The organism is Paraburkholderia sp. RL17-337-BIB-A (genome assembly GCF_046025895.1).
Taxonomy (GTDB): Bacteria; Pseudomonadota; Gammaproteobacteria; order Burkholderiales; family Burkholderiaceae; genus Paraburkholderia; species Paraburkholderia fungorum_C.
On sequence record NZ_JARESY010000002.1, the window covers coordinates 3,600,240 to 3,616,511 of the forward strand.

A 16,272-nucleotide genomic window follows, 5' to 3' on the forward strand; every position below is an offset into this window, starting at 1 on the left:
GCCGGGCTCACAGCTTCGCTCAGTTCGCAGTCTTCGGCGTTAGCGGTTCGAGCCCGGTCCCCTCAATCGCGGGGGCCGCGTCCGGCGATGACAGAAAATGGATCAGGGCCGCCGCGCCCGCTGGATTTCTGGCATTGGTGGCGATGCCCCCGGAAAACACCGTGTACCTTTGTACCTCCGCGGGCAAACTGCCGACCACCGTCACCCCGTCCACCGGCAACAGTTCGACGATCTGCTGAAATCCGAGCTCCGCTTCACCGTTCGCGATGACACTGGCGACCCGCTCGGACGGAATCATGCGGCTCTTGCTCTCCACCCGCCCCTCGATACCGAGACGCCGGAATAGCTCGCTGCCGATATAGACTCCATTCGCGTCGTCCGGATAGACGATCGACTTCGCGGCGAGCAGGGTGCGCCGCAATGCGTCGATCGAGCCGATATCCGGCTTCGGCGCCCCCTCGCGAGCCGCGATGCCGATTGCCGAGCGTGCGAAATCCACCTTGCTCCCAGACACGACCTTGCCAGCGTTGATCTGATCGTCGAGCGCATACCCGACCACGATCAGCACGTCGGCCCACTCGCCGCGCACAAGTCGCACAGGGATGGCATTCGCGGCCGTGCCCACTGCGGGCCCCCATACGGTGATCAGCGTATCGCCAGCCGCCTCCTCGAATTGTGGACCCAGTGCGCGATAGGCTGACGCAAACCCGCCCGAAATCATCACCTTAACTTCATCTGCCGATGCCGCGACGCTGCTCAACCATGCGGCCGCGACGCAGAATACGAGTGCGTGAACCCTCAGCTTGCGGCAAATCATGGCCACGCTCCATGTCGATCGGATGACCCAGCCCAGACATGCATCGAGTCTGGACGTTACTGATGATGTTAGCCAGCAGCGCGGCAACGGACGCATGCGGAATGCTCTTCTCGTCGCTCGCCTTTGACTGCGCCCACACCCTTAAGCGTGAGATCCTGGTGCGGAGGCTCAGTGGCCGGCTTGCCGTATAGGTCAGCGCACCACTAGTGTCCACGCCATCAAAAAGCGAACAACGAATCGATGTCTTTCGCGGTTAGTCCCCAAACGGGTTACCGGTGTCTTTCACTTCGGTATTGAGGTTGTATTCCGCACGCACGGCCTTGAGCACGCCCTCGATGTCGCGCTCGAAGCCGACCGCGTTGCCGAAGTGGGTCATGTTCCAGTTGCAGCCTGTCTTGTCAGCCTCTTGCAACTGCGGCCGCGGCACGCGAATCTTCACGCCGTCCTCGACGATTTCCTGCAGTCGATGAATTCGCCGGTTGACCTCTTGCTGAAGCTGCGAGGCATTGAGTGTCTTGCGTATCATCCAAGTCTCCTTCCGGTTGCTCAAGCCAGTCTAGCGCAAGTGAGGCGTTCCGCTACCTGGCGCTGAACATGGCCTATGATGCGTGCCGCCCCGCCATCGAAAATGGGCCGTACGCTGTATGATGCCGTGAACGAAAATGCACAGATTCGCGGCCGCTTCGACGAAACACACCTGCGAGCATTGACCGACCCCGCGAATTAGCTCGGCGCTGCTGCTCATATGGCGCGCGCGGTTGCGAACGGGTCAGTAGTACAAGGTCACCGCTGGCTCGGGCCGCCTCCGCGGCGGACCGCGGCATGCCGGTGACAACTTCGGAATGTCACGCCTCAGGGCCAATATTAGGAACATCGATGAAGCTTTACGGCAGACGTACTTCTATAAACGTACAGAAGGTTTTGTGGTGTCTTGGCGAACTGGGCGCTGTTGAGGGACGCGACTACGAACGTATTGATGCGGGTCTCGACTTCGGGGTTGTCAATAGCGCCGAGTACCTTGCGCTCAATCCGAATGGACTGGTGCCAACTTTGGTCGACGGCGACTTTGTGCTGTGGGAGTCAAATGCCATCGTCCGATACCTCGCCGGCGCAGCCGGCAACGAAGCGCTGCTTCCGGTCGAGCTTAAAGCGCGTGCAGGCGTCGAGCGCTGGATGGACTGGCAGCTTGCAACCCTGTGGGCGACGCTCCGCGTTGCTTTCCTGGGTCTCACGCGGACCCCGGAGCCCCAGCGCAACTACGACGTGATAAGGAAAGCGCACGCGGACGCCGGGCGTATGCTGGCAATCGTCGATAAGGCCTTGAGTGCTCGTGCGTACATTGCAGGCGCGGAGTTCACGGTGGCGGATATCGTAATCTGCCTTTCCGCCCACCGCTGGTTTTCGCTTTCGGACAACTTCGGTCAAGTGTTGGAACCGGCACCCCTGCTACCGTCCGTCATCGAATGGCACCGGAACCTCTCGTCACGCCAGGCGTTCAAGGATGCGGTAAGCAGTCAAAGGAAATAGCCAGGTTGGCATGGCGCCGATGCCAGCTTGACCCCGCATGCCGAAATCCGGCTGACCAGCTCAATGCCTCCGGCACAAACGCCGCACGCTATATGCGACATGACCGACCTCTTTACTACCAAACCTCGCGCGCCGCTCGCCGAGCAGCTCCGACCCGAATCGCTCAGCGATGTCGTGGGGCAGTCTCATCTGCTCGGCCCGGGCAAGCCCCTTCGGCTCGCGCTCGACTCCAAAAGGCTGCACTCTTTCATCCTATGGGGACCGCCCGGCGTCGGTAAGACGACGATTGCGCGGCTTGCCGCGAAAGCGTTCGACTACGAGTTCATCGCTGAGTCCGCCGTCGCCGCCGGTGTCAAGGAACTAAGGGAGGCCGCCACGCGTGCCCAGCAGGTGTTAGACCAACATGGCCGCTCGACCGTCCTGTTCCTCGACGAGATTCATCGTCTCAACAAGAGCCAGCAGGACGCGTTGCTGCCACACGTGGAGGTCGGCCGGTTGACCCTCATCGGTGCTACCACGGAAAACCCCAGTTTTGAGGTCAACAGCGCCCTGCTGTCTCGTGCGCAGGTGTACGTGTTAAAGCCGCTGTCCGACGGGGAGCTGCGGCAGCTGTTTGCGCGAGCCCGCCGTCTGCTGGGAGAGCTGGCGTTTGAGGAACCCGCGCTCGAAGCTGTCATCGGGTTTGCGGATGGCGACGGTCGAAAGTTCCTGAACCTCCTTGAGCAGCTCACCAATGCTGCCGTGGCGGCTGGAGTAACGCGCATTGACAGTAGCTTCGTCAGCACCGCGTCTGCCGCGACCACCCGGCGTTTCGACAAAGGCGGCGAGGAATTCTACGACCAGATTTCGGCGCTTATCAAATCTGCCCGCGGCTCCGACCCGGATGCGGCCCTGTACTGGATGGCCCGGATGATTGACGGCGGCGTCGACGTTCGTTATCTCGCGCGCCGCATCATCGTACTGGCAAGCGAGGAGGTAGGTAACGCGGACCCAAGAGCGTTGCAGGTTGCGGTGAACGCGGCTGAGGCCTATGAGCGGCTTGGCTCACCCGAAGGCGAACTTGCACTGGCGCAAGCCCTTGTGTACGTCGCGGTCGCGCCCAAGTCGAACGCCGTCAGCATGGCGTGGCATCAGGCGTTGTCATTCGTGCGCAGCGACCGCACACGCCCGGTACCGCTGCACCTGCGCAATGCACCAACGCAGCTCATGAAGAAGCTCGGCTACAAGAAGGACTACCGCTACGCGCATGACGAACCGGACGCGTACGCGGCGGGAGAGAACTACTTCCCGGAAGATATCCCTGAGCAGCGGTGGTATCAGCCAGTGCCGCGCGGTCTCGAAACCAGGATTGGCGACAAGCTTGACCATTTGCGCGAGCTCAACGAGCAGGCGCGCAAGGCAGACAAGAGCTAGGGCAGCACAGAAGCTATGTGACGGTTAGCTATCCGTACCGTTACGCAAGCCATTGCGCGGGATTCGTCCCGCTTTATGCGTTTCAAAGCCGCAGCAGTTCATCTTTCATCCACTCGTGGACGGCTCGACTCAGTTCCTGCTGTGACAGGTCCCGAGGGGAGAATGCCGGGCCGACAACCACACGAATTTTCCCAGGGCCGCTGGGCCAGCCTTTCGCCGGCCAGACTTTGCCCGCGTCGAGGACCACAGGAACAGCAGGCACGCCAGCTGCGCAAGCCAATCGAACGCCTCCCGATGTCATCCTCAACGGGGCGTCGTGTGGCACCCGGGTCCCCTCTGGGAAGATGACGACAACGTCCCCCTTCGCCAGCCTCTCAGCGCTTTCCTGCGTGACAGCCTGATGAGCCTGCCGAGCGGAGCCGCGGTTCAGACTAACCATATCGAGGCCACGCAACACCCATCCAAAAAAGGGAATGCGAAGAAGCTCTTCCTTGAAAACAAAACTGATGCGCCGTGGAAAAAGTGCAAGAAACGCGAGTGTCTCCCAGGTCGATTCGTGACGGCACAGCAGTATCGCTGGCCCTTCGGGAATATGTTCAAGCCCTTCTATCGAACATGAGACTCCCGGCAGCCAGCGCATCACAACTACCAGTGCCCGACACCATTGTTTTGCCAACCAGTATCGTCCAGCCCTACCGACGAAAGGAAACAGGAGCAGTATCGCCATTGAATACAGCGTCCCGCTACCGAGGAGATAGACGATGAACAGCCATTTAGTGAGAGTCGAGCGCATCGGGGCCTGATTCAGATTGGTTGAGGCGGAACAGTTTACCGTTGACAGGTGAGACTACGCCGTGAGCGATGCGTTCGTTCCCCAAACTCGGTCCACCGAAGAAATCAGCGATATCCGGAGAGGCCAGGCCCGTTTCGCCATCGCAAGACACCGAGACGTGAGCTTTAAGCTCTTGAAGTTTGGTGGACTTGACTGGATGGATGCTCCGTTTCATCCCGGCTGAATTTGCCAGGTTTTGAAAGAGTTCGATCGCTTCGACTATATGATGCGACGAGCCCATCTACGGACTGGTACAGAAAGTCGATCAAAAGGGCATGGCGGAATGACAGAACGCTGGGGCTTCCCGCGATCGCGTGAGAGTACCACTCGCCGCCGCGCGAACCCAACAAACCGAGGCGCGGCAAAAGATGCTCGCCAAAGTAAGCCCGAAAAGCGTGGCTAACTACGCTCCGATTGACAAATTCTCCGTGTAGGAACCCTAATCGTCTAGCACGATTCCTATACTCTATCTCGAGCGCACCAAGGTCCGCGAAATAAGGCACAGAGCGAAAGCGCTGCCTGTTTGGCAGCGTGGTCGATACGTCCGGCGTCGATCAGTTCATCGAGCACCGCCTCCGCCTTTGGCGTAACGCTCGCGAGGCGTGCCGGGTCGACGTCGTGGACGATTGTCCGATGCCCGTGCAACGCGCTTTGCGTCGCGATGCCGACGCCCATCAATCCCGTGCCTACTACACCTGTCACTGCCTTGCGCACGCCGGTCTCCAGCTGCCATCGATGAAAGCGTTCAAGCATGGCGCAGCGCGTTAATTTTCAAAGACCGAACGTGACAAAGCCGGTCTTCCGTGAGGAAGGACCGGCTTTGTGGACTTCACGCCGCGTCATGCGGCGCCGTCATGGGCGCATTAATAATGCTGCTGCGGACGATGGTCGTCGCGGTGATGCGGATCGTAGCCGTGCGGGTGATGACGCATCCAGTCGTCATGAGCCCAGTAGCGATGGCCGTCGTAATAACGATCGCCATGCCAGCCGATGTTGATCGAGACGCCCACCGGCATCATGTGCGGCTGACCGTACACCGCCGGTCCCGGACCATTCTCGATGACCACCCGTTCCTGGGCGAAGGCGCTGCCTGCCGCAAGCAATGCGCCGCCGGCCAGCAAGGTTGCAATAATCGAACGCGATGTCTTGTTAAAGGTTTTCATAGTGACCTCCCATCAAAGTTTTGTGTCAAGCCAGCGCCCGTGTTCGGTCCCACATTGAACCGCAATTTTGGGTTCGGACCAGACGCCGTACGCTTGAGACCAACTTTAGCGGGCCAAATCGCATGAAGACGTGAGCACTTGTAAGCACACATTTCGCAGAAAGAGACGGATGAGCACCCGCTTTTGTGGTGTCTGCCGCCCGTCACAGCGCATGCGCGGGGGATCAGGCGGATCGCGCGGCGCCGTTTCGTCAGGCCCTGTTACATTCATTTCGGCCAGGAAATATTCCGAAAGGCGCACAGAGACAGTGACAGCGCACGACGGCACCAAAACAAAAGCCACGGCACGCATTCGCGGGCAGTGGCTTCAATGAGGCGATGCGCACTCCACGTGCGCGCCCATACGCGGCGGTCCGCGCTCAGGCTTTACTACTTGGCTTTTTAGTCGCTCAGCTTGATGCCGAACAACGTAGCTTGCGCTTTGCGCATGCGGTCTGCTTCACGGCTACGGGCTTTATACGAGTAGTCCGAATCCAGCGGCAGATGGGGCGACGCAAAGAGGTCGCTGACCTTTTGGAACAATGCAAAAATGAAGCTCATGGCGACTCCCGGTTGGTTACTGCATTTGATAGGGGTTTTCCCTTAAGAAGAATTATAGGGTTTTCCCTAGTCAAAAGCTAGTGCGATGCAGCAATTTCCTGGGCGTGGTGTGTTGCCACAGCGTTTTCGTCCATGGTGCGTCGCATCATGACAACGTCCCTTTTTTCATATTTCAGGGTCAAAAGACTTCCCTTCTCGGTGAAGCCGCCGCCAGATAACGCTGGCGAGGCGGTCACTGACGATCAGCGCGAATTCGCTACTTTCGGCTTGTGCGCGTGCTGGGCTCGCGCGCTGTGTGTGCCATGAGCCGGCGTCGCCGCGGCTGGCGGAGGTGCTGCGGACGCGGCTGCGTCGGAAGCCGCGTCCGCCGCCGCGGCATTGGCCATCGCCAGGTGGGTGTCGAGCAAACTCGCCATGGCAGCCTGCTGGTTCTGCATCATCTGTTCAATGCGGTGCTGCTGGGCGGTGGTTTCTCGCGTCAGGTGCATCAGGAGCACTGTCTGCGTGATGCCGATCGCGACCGTCATCAGCAATGCGCCCACCACGATCGACAGCATCCATTTCATGCGGCGCGAATGGTCGGTCGCAGCGAGGCGTTGGTCGGCGATCACGCCATAGAGGGCGTCGACGGTATCGGCGAAGGCCGTCGCACGCGCACGGTCGAGCTCAGGCGCGAAACGCAGCGCAGCCGCGGCTGCTTCGGCGCGTTGAGCTTCGCGAAAGGACGGCGCAGCGAAAGCGGCGTTTGGGTGTGGATGTGGATGCGCGGACGCCGGTGCTGGTGCTGGTGCTGGTGCTGGTGCTGGTGCTGGTGCCGGTGCCGGTGCCGGTGCCGGTGCCGGTGCCGGTGCCGGTGCCGGTGCAGATCCTGGTTCTGATGTGGATGCTGGTGCCGGTGCTACTGCGGATCCTGCTGCGGGTGCGACCGCAGACGCGTCACCTATCACCTTGGCGGCCGGCTCCGGCTCAGCAGCCATCTCACCGGTATCAGCCCCAGCCGCGGACGAAGACGAAGCACGCTCCTCTCCCGCATTCGCGGCTTCAGCGCCAACTGCTTCTCGCGAAGCCGTCGTCGCCTTGGCAAAGGTCGCCGCAAAGCGCTGCGGCGGCGTAGAAGGCTTGGCACCGCCCAAGGTCGATGCAGCCGCTGACTCTGTCGTCGTAGCCCCCGGCTCGGCCGCCTGGCGCAGCGCGGTCACGCTGCGCGCCACCGTGGCCGCCGCCATTGCCGGCGTGAGCGGCGCGACTGCGTCAGATGCCGACGCCGCCGGCTTCTCTTCCACCAACGCCGCTGCTGTCGCCGTCTCATCCCCGAAAGCCAGTTCGCCAGCAGGCGATACCGTCGCTCCCGCGGCCTCGGTCTCCAACCCGCTCAATTGCGCATTCACCGGCGTCGGTTCATCGGATTTCGCAGCGCGAGGCGCGCGACGCGCCGACCGTACCTCAAACGACGCACCATCGGCATCGATCGCGCCGACCGCCGCCAACACGACATCGGGTAATTCAAAGCCATGCAGCGTGCCTTGCCGGACGTCGATATTCATCGCTTCCAGCGTGGCGCGGGTGGGATCGTCGGGGAACAGGTCGAGTGTGCTGTCGTCGCGTGAGGCATCGCTCAGTTGCGCGAGACGTTGTGCCGAGCGCACGGCGCGCGCCAGCTTGTTTTCAGTTTCGGTCGAGACGGTGGCCTGACGCCGCTTCTTCGAAGCGGCACGCTGAGGCCGGGACTGCGTGGATGCTACGGAATCTGCCATAGAGAAAAAAGCGGTCGTCGCCGGAAAGCGGGCGCCGGGCACCGCTCGTCAATGCCATTGGAATTTTTCGAGACCGCATTGTCGCATGGCCGCCCGCCCCTGCCGAAACCATTCGCCGACGATTTTCCGCTTTTTAAGACGCCGCCCCGTCCTGCCGGAACTGCTTGACGCCAGGCAACTGACGCAAGCGCGCGCAGATCGCCTCGTATTCGGTATTCGACACCCGATGCAGCGTGATCACGACTTCATCGCACTCCGGCGCGTCGTCGCTTTGCTGCATCACGAACTGCTTGACGCGCGGGCTCGCGGCGCCGAGTTCGTCGTGTATCGAATGGAATGTCATGGTGCCGCGCTCGACGATCATCGTCAGCTGGCGCCGTTGCTTCACCGTGATGAAGCGGCGCTCGAGCGGCTTGATCCCGGCGAGGATGATCAGAATGATGATGGTCGCGGCGATCGACGCCGTATATAACCCGCCGCCGACCGCCAGCCCGATCGCCGCGACCGACCAGAGGCTTGCCGCCGTCGTCAGCCCGCGCACGATCTCGCCGCGCAGCAGAATCGAGCCCGCGCCGAGAAAACCGATACCGGAGACCACCTGAGCGGCCATCCGCGACGGATCGAGCACGACGTGATCACCGGACAGCACTTCGGCAAAACCATAGGCCGACACGATCATGATGAGCGTCGAACCCACGCAAACCAGCATGTGCGTGCGCAACCCCGCCGCCCACGAAAGCCGTTCGCGCTCGAAGCCAATCACGCTGCCGAGCGCAGCCGCCAGCATCAGACGGGAAATGAGTTCGAGGTTCCCCAGCATTGTTTTTCCTCCTTATCTCAAATTATTTGAAGCGTATTGCGCACCTGTGGCGCAGTGCCAGCGGCAGCCGTTTGCTTTATGCTTGGCCGCACGCCGCCGCGCGAGTGGCCAGGACGATCGATCGACATGCTGCTTGCGAGCCTTCCTGTTGCAGGCCGATCGGCATCCATCATCGCCGACTCAGCACGATCGCCGGCGGCTGCGCCACGGCGCGAGCCAAAGTCCGCAGGCGTTTCGAATGACGCGTTTGACCAACCGAACTAATGCAGAGCATGACCCCTTCCACCGCTTCGACGAGCACACTCGCCACCGCATTGCGTGATCACTTCACTCGTGTGGTGCTGCCGCTGTGGCGCGGGCCCGGTTTTAACCCCGCGCTGAAACTACCCTACGAAGCGGTCAGCGCCGAGGGTTCGGAGCCGTTGCCCGCACAACGCTACCGGGCGATGGCGTGCGCGCGACAATTGTTCGTGTTCTCGCAAGCAGGCGATGCGGCCCACGCCCAGGTGCTGTTCGATTCATTGATGCACACCTTTCAGGACACGCGCCACGGCGGATGGTTCTATAGCGTGGATGCACAGGGCGCCCCGCTCGACACTACCAAAGACCTGTACACGCATGCATTCGTGGTGTTCGCGTGTGCGGAATACGGCGGCCGTTCCGGCAACCGCGACGCGCTGGAAGTCGTGCATCGCACGTCGGCATTGATTCAGTCGCAGTTCGCGGCCGAAGGTGACCTGTTCAACGCCGCGCTCACCGCCGACTTTGCCAGCGTGACCGGCACGCCGATCCAGAATCCCCTGATGCACCTCACCGAAGCCTGGCTGGCCGCCCGCGACGCCATGCAAGACAACGCCTTCGACACGGCGTTGCGCCGCCTCGCCGGCGCCGTCGCGCGTCACTTTGTGCATGCGCCGAGCGGTTGCATCGCCGAATTGCCGATTGGCGCGGACGACAACCGTCTGGAACCCGGTCACCAGTTCGAATGGTTCTGGCTGGTCAAGCAGGCGGGCACCTTGTTCGAGGCCTCGGGTCTCGACGAGTCGTTGACGCGCGCGTTCAGCTTCGCGCAGCAATATGGCGTGGACCCGCAAACAGGCGGGGTATGTGCCTCGCTCGACGAAACGGGACGGATCAAGGACGCCACCCAGCGGATCTGGGCTCAGACAGAATATCTGCGCGCATTGGCAAGCCACCACGACCCTGCTGAGCTCGCCGCGCTGCCGCGGCAAATCGAGCTTTTCCGGCAACGCTTTCTGCGTCCGCAAGGCTGGTTCGAATGCAAAACGGCGGCTGGTGACGTGGCGCGTGCCGACATGCCGTCGACCACGCCCTATCACCTCGCCACCGCCTACGAGGCGTTGCCCGGCTAAGCACCGGCAGCCATCTCGCGGACATCGGCGTTAAAAGCCGACTGGCCGGTCAATCAATATTCTTCGCGTTGCCAAGGTCCCCAGTCGGCGTCGGCAGTTTTAAATCGCGTGTAGGTCGCGCTTTGTCCGGTAGGGGTTTCCGATGTGTCGCCGTGCGGCTTTTTATCGGTAGTGTGGAGGGCGAAGGCCTGGTGATCGTCGCTATCGACCGTGATACGGCCGACCGGGTCCGGGGCGCCTTCTTGAGGTGATTTCGACTCCAATATCGCGAGATAGGGGGTCAAACGACTCCAGAACGAGGTGAGTTCTTCTTGCAAATAATGTGTCAATGTTTTTCCTGGAAGAGTAATACAAGCAGTTTACCCTACCGGCTGGAACACCCCGCAAAATGCTTTCTGGGTCCGAAAAGGGTCCCAAAACGGCCCAATCAGGGGAATACCCGAATACTTGTTGATTGGCGTCCATCATAAAGACGTGATACAACTCGTACTTCGCGCTCGATCTCGTGTTGAGAAATAGCGGTCGCGAATGCAACACACAACATTTACTGGATTAAAAATGGCAACAGGTACTGTGAAGTGGTTTAACGATGCAAAGGGCTTTGGCTTCATCACCCCGGACGACGGCGGCGAAGACCTGTTTGCTCACTTTTCGGAAGTTCAAGGCAGCGGCTTCAAGTCCCTGCAGGAAAACCAGAAAGTGACGTTCGAAGTCAAGCAAGGCCCGAAGGGCAAGCAGGCTGCAAACATCCAGCCGGCCTAAGTACCTTCAGGTACTTTGAGGCACCCTTAGGCGCTTGCGTCTAATGCAAAATGGCCCGCTTTCGCGGGCCATTTTCTTTGGCAGATGCCCTTTTTCCAGGCGCCTGTGCGGTTCAGATTGCCCGCATCCCCGACAGCGCGAACGCCGCCGCTTGCCCTCGCGTGTCGTCCATTTGTTGCGTTCGCAACACAGTTTCCGAAATTTCGATCACGGAAACGGCCTCTTTCAGTTGCTGCGTCTGTTGATGCCGTGAGGCATGCCGCTGCATGCTCGACCAGCACCGAACCGCCTTGAATCTCGGCCACCGATTCGCTGATCAGCGTCTTGATCTCCTTCGCCGACTGCGCGCTGCTAGGCTGCAAAGAATGACGGGAGCCATGTCAGGGTTAACGGCATCGACGCCCGCTCCTTGAGGGCTAATTTCGCTAAAGATCGCCTTACCACCCTGTTTCATTGGCCAACTCCACAATTCCAATCATTTGGCGCAACAATGCCCCCAGCATATTTCCGATTGACCTTGACGCGGTGCGCCAGCGCTTCCTAGAGTGGGTAGGGACTGCACAACGCACGCCAGTGCAGATATCGCCACGGGCCACCGCCCGAAGGAACCACAATGACCGACCTCCTCGACCGGGCGCGCGGCGCACTGCATGCCCAGCCGTTCAGCATGCTGTTAGGCGCCGAGCTGATGCACACGGGCACCGACGAATTGACGCTCTGTCTGCCGATCCGCGACGAACTGCGGCAACAGCATGGCTTCGTGCATGGCGGCGTCATCAGTTATCTCGCCGACAATGCGCTGACTTTCGCCGGCGCGCTGTCGCTGGGTCCGAAAGTCGTCACCAGCGAGTACAAGATCAACTATCTGCGGCCGGTGGTGAACGGCACGCTGATCGCGCGTGCGAGGGTCGTCTACGCGGGCCGGTCCCAGGCAACCTGCCAGTGCAACGTGTTTGTGATGGACGACGGTCGTGAGAAGCTCGTCGCAGTTGCCCAAGGCACGATCAATCGGATCGGCGATATGGGCGAGCACGAACCGGCGGGTTGAACGGGTGAAAGCGTTTCGTGTCAGCGCATGGTCATGGTGTACGGAAGCCAGGCACGTCTCCCAAGGTCGCGCGCTGATCATGCGGTCGGTCTTCAGGCAAACGGTCGCGAATTGAGGCATCCGGGCGCCGACTGAGGGTCCGATAAAAAAAGGCCGTTCCTGCATTGCGCGGGAACGGCCTCTTCACGTCTAACGGCTCACATCAACACTACATATCGCCTAAACGATCAACTCACTCCGCCGCGTAAGTCTTCTGCGTCTGCTCGCCGAGACCTTCGACACCCAGACGGATCGTCTGGCCCGGCTTCAGATACACCGGATTCGGTTTCACACCCATACCGACGCCCGGCGGCGTGCCGGTCGAAATCACGTCGCCCGGTTGCAAGCTCATGCACTGCGACACATACGACACCAGCTTGGCGACGCCGAACACCATCGTCTTCGTGCTGCCGTTCTGATAGCGGTGGCCGTCCACTTCGAGCCACAGGCTCAGATTCTGCGGATCGGCGACTTCGTCGCGCGTCACGACCCACGGGCCGATCGGGCCAAACGTATCGAAACCCTTGCCCTTGTCCCACGTGCCGCCGCGTTCGGCCTGCCATTCGCGTTCCGACACGTCGTTGATCACGCAGTAGCCGGCGACGTAATCGAGTGCGTTGGCTTCGTCGATATATTTCGCGGGCTTGCCGATCACCACGCCGAGTTCGACTTCCCAATCGGTCTTCTTCGAGCCGCGCGGGATTTCGACGTCGTCGTTCGGGCCGTTGATCGCGCTCGTCCACTTGTTGAAAATGACCGGCTCCGTGGGCACCGGCAGATTCGATTCGGCCGCGTGGTCCGCGTAGTTCAGCCCGATACAGATGAACTTGCCGATCTTGCCGACGCACGGTCCGATACGCGGGTTGCCTTCCACGACCGGCAGCGAGGCCGGATCGAGCGCGCGCAGCTTGGCGAGGCTTTCGTCGCTCAGCGCGGCGCCGTCGATATCGGGCACCACTTTCGACAGATCGCGGATCTTGCCCTGCGCATCAAGCAGGCCCGGCTTTTCCTGGCCCTTCGGCCCATAACGAAGCAGTTTCATCGTTGCACTTCCCTTTTGCGTTCAGTGATATTCAGTTCGTGTGTCAGTGTTTGGCAATGTCTTGCGCTGTCTTGCGGCCCAACTCAGTTCGACCAGCCGCCGTCGATCACATGAGCATGCCCCGTGGTAAACGACGATTCGTCGGACGCGAGATACAGTGCCAGCGCGGCGATCTCTTCCGGCTTGCCGATGCGGCCCATTGGCTGACGCGCGACAAAGGCCGCCTGCACGGCTTCCAGCGTCGCGCCCTGCGCCTTGGCCTGCTCGACGATCCGCTGTTCGAGCGACGGCGAAGCCACCGTGCCGGGGCAGATCGCGTTACAGCGTACACCACGCGTGATGAAGTCCGCAGCAACGGACTTGGTCAACCCGATCACCGCGGCTTTCGACGCGCTGTACGCAAAGCGGTTCAGCACGCCCTTCACGCTCGAGGCCGCCGACGACATATTGATGATCGACCCGCCGCCGTTCTCCAGCATGGCCGGCAAAAACGCGCGGATCATACGATACATCGCTTTCGCGTTCAAATCGAAGGCGAAGTCCCAATCCTCGTCGGTGCATTCGAGAATCGAACCGGCGTGCACGAAGCCCGCGCAGTTGAACAGCACGTCGACCGCGCCGAGTTCGGCCGCCAGTACCTTGATCGCCGCGTCGTCGCGCACGTCGAGCTTGCGCGCCTCGACCGGCTTGCCGGCCAGTCCGTCGATGCGGATATCGGTGGCGATCACGCGCGCGCCTTCCCGCGCGAACAGTTCCGCGGTGGCGAGACCAATGCCTTGTCCTGCCGCGGTGATCAGGGCCGTCTTGCCGGCCAGTCTTTGTGTCATTTACGACTCCAGTTGGATGGGCTTCTTTTGTTTCTCTCGTCTTCGTAACTTGTCTTTGTAACGCGTCTTCGTAACGCGTCTTCGTCACATCAAAGCCGATAAAACGCGGCGGCGTTGCCGCCAAAAACCGCTTCGCGCTCGTCGTCTCTCAACGACGCGAGCAAGCTGTTCGCCACCGAATGCCACAGCAGATAGTCGCCGTTCAGATCGAGTACCGGCCAGTCGCTGCCCCACATCAAACGCGCAGGACCGAATGACGCCAGCAGATGGTCGACATACGGTTGCAGCGTTTCCTCGGTCCAGCCAGGCGAGGCTTCCGTGACGAGTCCCGACAGCTTGCAGTGCACTTGCGGCAGCCGGGCGAGCCGCGTGATCGCATCGGCCCACGTTTGCCAACCCGCGCGACCGTAGCGAATCGGCGGCTTCGCGCCGTGATCGACAACCACGCGCAGCGTGGGAAAACGCGCCGCGAACGTTTCGAAAGGCTCGACGTGCCGTGCATAAATCAATGCGTCGAACGCCAGGTCGTGCGCGATCAGCGCTTCGATCGCGGGCGCGAGATCGGGGTTCGCAATCCATGTATCGTCGGGCAAATCCTGCAGCATCGGCCGCACGCCTTTGAACTTCGGCTCATGCGCCAGCGCTTCGATCACAGCCGGCGCGTTCGGCAACAGCAACGGCACCCAGCCCACCACGCCCGCAATCGAGAGTTCGTTGCGCGCGATGTCCAGCAAGTAACGCGTTTCGTCGATCGTCGGCGCCGCCTGTACCACCACCGTCCGCTCGATGCCCGCTTTTTCGCGCAACGGCTTCAGATCGGCGGGACCGAACGGCCGATAGAGGATTTTCAGTTCCGGCGTGAGCCACTCGTAGTCGCCGCGAGCGGGGTCCCAATAGTGCTGGTGGGCGTCGATATGCATCGTCAAATCAATCCTCTGGTGCGGGCGCGCGGCTGTCGAGCAAGCCTTTGTCGCGCAACGCGGACCACAGGTCCGCGGGGATCGGCTGCTCGAACGACGCGGCGTTCTCGCGCAATTCGTCGGCGCTGCGCGCGCCGGTCAACACGGTGGCAACCGCCGGATGCGCATACGGAAACTGCAAGGCCGCGGCTGGAAGCGGTACGCCATGCACACGGCACACCGCTTCCAGCCGCGCGACGCGCTCGATCACTTCTTGCGGCGCGTCGCCGTAGTTGAACTTCAGATCGCCTTCGACGCCGCGCGCCAGAATGCCTGAATTGAACGCGCCACCTAACAGGATGCTGACGCCACGTTCTTCACATGCTGGGAGCAGATCGTCGAGTGTGGTCTGTTCGAGGAGCGTATAACGGCCCGCGAGCAACGCGCAATCGATATCGTATTCAGCCATCGCTTCGAGTATGACCGCGCCTTCATTGACGCCGAGCCCGACTGCTTTGATCGCGCCCGAGGACCGCAGATCATCGAGCGCACGAAAGCCGCCGCCTTCGGTGAGTTGTTTCCAGTAGTAGGGGTTCTTGTCGCCATGCGTGACAACGCCAATATCGTGCACCAGCAGAATGTCGATATCGACGATGCCGAGGCGCTGCTGGCTGTCTTCGAACGAACGCAGAATACCGTCGTGTGTGTAGTCGTAGATCGCCTGGAACGGCAACGGGTCTTGCCAGCCTTCGCTGCCATCGTAGGGCGTGGTGCGCGGTACGAAACGGCGCCCGACTTTGGTGGACAGCACGTATTCACTGCGCGGATAGCCGCGCAACGCATCGCCCAGACGATGCTCGGCTTTCGTGTGACCGTAATGCGGCGCGGTATCGAAGTAGCGCACGCCTGTGTCCCACGCGGCGGCAATGGTCGCGTGAGCTTCTTCATCGGACAGATCGCGGTAGAGGCCGCCCAAGGGCGCCGTACCGAGGCCCAATCCGGTGACTTGTAATGTACGGCGGCCGATGCCGCGCCGCTGTTCGATTTTCGAACCGCCTGTTGTCGTCATTGACCACGTCTCCTGTGTCGACCAGAGTTAGCGCTTTAGCGCTTACTCTGGTCCCATGCAAAGCGGTCGACCAGAGTTAGCGCTTTAGCGCTTACTCTGGTCCCATGCAAAGCGGTCGATCGGAGTTGGCGCTTTAGCGCTTAATCCGATCCCATGCAAAGCGGTCGATCGGAGTTGGCGCTTCAGCGCTTACTCTGGTCCCATGCAAAGCGGTCGATCGGAGTTGGCGCTTCAGCGCTTAATCCGATCCCATGCAAAGCGGTCGACCAGAGTTAGCGCTTCAGCGCC

The 16,272-nt window shown here is 61.1% G+C and carries 18 protein-coding genes and 2 pseudogenes; 5 read left to right on the forward strand and 15 right to left on the reverse strand.

Features of this window, described 5'->3' with window-relative positions; all coding sequences use genetic code 11:
* Window positions 1-19 precede the first annotated feature (19 nt).
* Together P0D84_RS36670 and P0D84_RS36675 are read right to left on the reverse strand one after the other, a co-directional pair.
* Window positions 20-817, reverse strand: coding sequence for a substrate-binding domain-containing protein (locus P0D84_RS36670; RefSeq protein ID WP_408345388.1), 798 nt, complete (start codon window positions 815-817; stop codon window positions 20-22).
* A gap of 253 nt (window positions 818-1,070) precedes the next feature.
* Complete coding sequence (locus P0D84_RS36675; protein WP_062091079.1) at window positions 1,071-1,343, reverse strand: hypothetical protein; 273 nt, start codon at window positions 1,341-1,343, stop codon at window positions 1,071-1,073.
* Window positions 1,344-1,693: 350 nt separating this feature from the next.
* On the opposite strand from P0D84_RS36675, the gene P0D84_RS36680 reads away from it, so the two are divergent.
* Both P0D84_RS36680 and P0D84_RS36685 read left to right on the forward strand, forming a co-directional pair.
* Window positions 1,694-2,344, forward strand: a complete 651-nt coding sequence (locus tag P0D84_RS36680; RefSeq protein ID WP_408345391.1) for a glutathione S-transferase family protein — start codon at window positions 1,694-1,696, stop codon at window positions 2,342-2,344.
* Between the two features lie 99 nt (window positions 2,345-2,443).
* On the forward strand, window positions 2,444-3,757 hold the full coding sequence (locus P0D84_RS36685; RefSeq protein WP_408345394.1) for a replication-associated recombination protein A: 1,314 nt from the start codon (window positions 2,444-2,446) through the stop codon (window positions 3,755-3,757).
* Between the two features lie 82 nt (window positions 3,758-3,839).
* On the opposite strand, the gene P0D84_RS36690 is transcribed toward P0D84_RS36685, so the two are convergent.
* From P0D84_RS36690 to P0D84_RS36720, 7 genes and pseudogenes are all read right to left on the reverse strand, one after another.
* A complete protein-coding gene (locus tag P0D84_RS36690; RefSeq protein ID WP_408345397.1) occupies window positions 3,840-4,550 on the reverse strand; it encodes a lysophospholipid acyltransferase family protein in 711 nt (236 codons plus the stop codon).
* Window positions 4,531-4,830, reverse strand: coding sequence for a hypothetical protein (locus tag P0D84_RS36695; RefSeq protein ID WP_408345400.1), 300 nt, complete (start codon window positions 4,828-4,830; stop codon window positions 4,531-4,533). Before P0D84_RS36695 ends, P0D84_RS36690 begins: the two co-directional genes overlap by 20 nt.
* A gap of 266 nt (window positions 4,831-5,096) precedes the next feature.
* A pseudogene (locus P0D84_RS36700) lies at window positions 5,097-5,342 on the reverse strand (3-hydroxyacyl-CoA dehydrogenase NAD-binding domain-containing protein); the annotation flags it as partial.
* A gap of 110 nt (window positions 5,343-5,452) precedes the next feature.
* The gene (locus tag P0D84_RS36705; protein WP_408345403.1) at window positions 5,453-5,752 is read right to left on the reverse strand and encodes a hypothetical protein; all 300 of its coding nucleotides are present in this window, start codon (window positions 5,750-5,752) and stop codon (window positions 5,453-5,455) included.
* 440 nt (window positions 5,753-6,192) lie between these two features.
* A complete protein-coding gene (locus tag P0D84_RS36710; RefSeq protein WP_408345406.1) occupies window positions 6,193-6,351 on the reverse strand; it encodes a hypothetical protein in 159 nt (52 codons plus the stop codon).
* 242 nt (window positions 6,352-6,593) lie between these two features.
* A complete protein-coding gene (locus tag P0D84_RS36715) occupies window positions 6,594-8,105 on the reverse strand; it encodes a hypothetical protein (RefSeq protein WP_408345409.1) in 1,512 nt (503 codons plus the stop codon).
* 133 nt (window positions 8,106-8,238) lie between these two features.
* Entirely contained in the window at window positions 8,239-8,925 is a 687-nt protein-coding gene (locus P0D84_RS36720; RefSeq protein WP_408345412.1) for an MgtC/SapB family protein, read from the reverse strand.
* A 263-nt stretch (window positions 8,926-9,188) separates the two neighbouring features.
* Between P0D84_RS36720 and P0D84_RS36725 the strand changes: the two genes are divergently transcribed.
* Window positions 9,189-10,298 (forward strand): AGE family epimerase/isomerase, encoded by a 1,110-nt coding sequence (locus P0D84_RS36725; protein WP_408345415.1) that lies wholly within the window; start codon window positions 9,189-9,191, stop codon window positions 10,296-10,298.
* 53 nt (window positions 10,299-10,351) lie between these two features.
* On the opposite strand, the gene P0D84_RS36730 is transcribed toward P0D84_RS36725, so the two are convergent.
* Window positions 10,352-10,627 (reverse strand): hypothetical protein, encoded by a 276-nt coding sequence (locus P0D84_RS36730; RefSeq protein ID WP_408345418.1) that lies wholly within the window; start codon window positions 10,625-10,627, stop codon window positions 10,352-10,354.
* A 229-nt stretch (window positions 10,628-10,856) separates the two neighbouring features.
* On the opposite strand from P0D84_RS36730, the gene P0D84_RS36735 reads away from it, so the two are divergent.
* Window positions 10,857-11,060 (forward strand): cold-shock protein, encoded by a 204-nt coding sequence (locus P0D84_RS36735; protein ID WP_007178724.1) that lies wholly within the window; start codon window positions 10,857-10,859, stop codon window positions 11,058-11,060.
* 112 nt (window positions 11,061-11,172) lie between these two features.
* On the opposite strand, the pseudogene P0D84_RS36740 reads toward P0D84_RS36735, so the two are convergent.
* Window positions 11,173-11,437 (reverse strand): annotated as a pseudogene (locus P0D84_RS36740) (methyl-accepting chemotaxis protein); the annotation flags it as partial.
* Between the two features lie 236 nt (window positions 11,438-11,673).
* Here P0D84_RS36740 and P0D84_RS36745 point away from each other — a divergent pair.
* Window positions 11,674-12,108 (forward strand): PaaI family thioesterase, encoded by a 435-nt coding sequence (locus P0D84_RS36745; protein ID WP_408345421.1) that lies wholly within the window; start codon window positions 11,674-11,676, stop codon window positions 12,106-12,108.
* 232 nt (window positions 12,109-12,340) lie between these two features.
* Here the strand turns inward: P0D84_RS36745 and P0D84_RS36750 are convergent, their stop codons facing one another.
* The 4 genes from P0D84_RS36750 to P0D84_RS36765 all read right to left on the reverse strand — a co-directional run bounded on the left by P0D84_RS36750 (window position 12,341) and on the right by P0D84_RS36765 (window position 15,984).
* Window positions 12,341-13,189: an ureidoglycolate lyase gene (locus P0D84_RS36750; RefSeq protein WP_408345424.1), complete on the reverse strand. Its 849-nt coding sequence runs from the start codon at window positions 13,187-13,189 to the stop codon at window positions 12,341-12,343.
* 83 nt (window positions 13,190-13,272) lie between these two features.
* A complete protein-coding gene (locus tag P0D84_RS36755) occupies window positions 13,273-14,016 on the reverse strand; it encodes an SDR family oxidoreductase (protein WP_408345427.1) in 744 nt (247 codons plus the stop codon).
* Between the two features lie 89 nt (window positions 14,017-14,105).
* Window positions 14,106-14,936, reverse strand: a complete 831-nt coding sequence (locus P0D84_RS36760) for an amidohydrolase family protein (protein WP_408345430.1) — start codon at window positions 14,934-14,936, stop codon at window positions 14,106-14,108.
* A gap of 7 nt (window positions 14,937-14,943) precedes the next feature.
* Entirely contained in the window at window positions 14,944-15,984 is a 1,041-nt protein-coding gene (locus P0D84_RS36765) for an aldo/keto reductase (RefSeq protein ID WP_408345433.1), read from the reverse strand.
* Window positions 15,985-16,272 lie beyond the last annotated feature (288 nt).

Coding starts and splice junctions, on each gene's coding strand:
- P0D84_RS36670 (WP_408345388.1), bottom strand. CDS start 817: ATGATTTGCCGCAAGCTGAGGGTTCACGCACTCGTATTCTGCGTCGCG.
- P0D84_RS36675 (WP_062091079.1), bottom strand. CDS start 1,343: ATGATACGCAAGACACTCAATGCCTCGCAGCTTCAGCAAGAGGTCAAC.
- P0D84_RS36680 (WP_408345391.1), top strand. CDS start 1,694: ATGAAGCTTTACGGCAGACGTACTTCTATAAACGTACAGAAGGTTTTG.
- P0D84_RS36685 (WP_408345394.1), top strand. CDS start 2,444: ATGACCGACCTCTTTACTACCAAACCTCGCGCGCCGCTCGCCGAGCAG.
- P0D84_RS36690 (WP_408345397.1), bottom strand. CDS start 4,550: ATGCGCTCGACTCTCACTAAATGGCTGTTCATCGTCTATCTCCTCGGT.
- P0D84_RS36695 (WP_408345400.1), bottom strand. CDS start 4,830: ATGGGCTCGTCGCATCATATAGTCGAAGCGATCGAACTCTTTCAAAAC.
- P0D84_RS36705 (WP_408345403.1), bottom strand. CDS start 5,752: ATGAAAACCTTTAACAAGACATCGCGTTCGATTATTGCAACCTTGCTG.
- P0D84_RS36710 (WP_408345406.1), bottom strand. CDS start 6,351: ATGAGCTTCATTTTTGCATTGTTCCAAAAGGTCAGCGACCTCTTTGCG.
- P0D84_RS36715 (WP_408345409.1), bottom strand. CDS start 8,105: ATGGCAGATTCCGTAGCATCCACGCAGTCCCGGCCTCAGCGTGCCGCT.
- P0D84_RS36720 (WP_408345412.1), bottom strand. CDS start 8,925: ATGCTGGGGAACCTCGAACTCATTTCCCGTCTGATGCTGGCGGCTGCG.
- P0D84_RS36725 (WP_408345415.1), top strand. CDS start 9,189: ATGCAGAGCATGACCCCTTCCACCGCTTCGACGAGCACACTCGCCACC.
- P0D84_RS36735 (WP_007178724.1), top strand. CDS start 10,857: ATGGCAACAGGTACTGTGAAGTGGTTTAACGATGCAAAGGGCTTTGGC.
- P0D84_RS36745 (WP_408345421.1), top strand. CDS start 11,674: ATGACCGACCTCCTCGACCGGGCGCGCGGCGCACTGCATGCCCAGCCG.
- P0D84_RS36750 (WP_408345424.1), bottom strand. CDS start 13,189: ATGAAACTGCTTCGTTATGGGCCGAAGGGCCAGGAAAAGCCGGGCCTG.
- P0D84_RS36755 (WP_408345427.1), bottom strand. CDS start 14,016: ATGACACAAAGACTGGCCGGCAAGACGGCCCTGATCACCGCGGCAGGA.
- P0D84_RS36760 (WP_408345430.1), bottom strand. CDS start 14,936: ATGCATATCGACGCCCACCAGCACTATTGGGACCCCGCTCGCGGCGAC.
- P0D84_RS36765 (WP_408345433.1), bottom strand. CDS start 15,984: ATGACGACAACAGGCGGTTCGAAAATCGAACAGCGGCGCGGCATCGGC.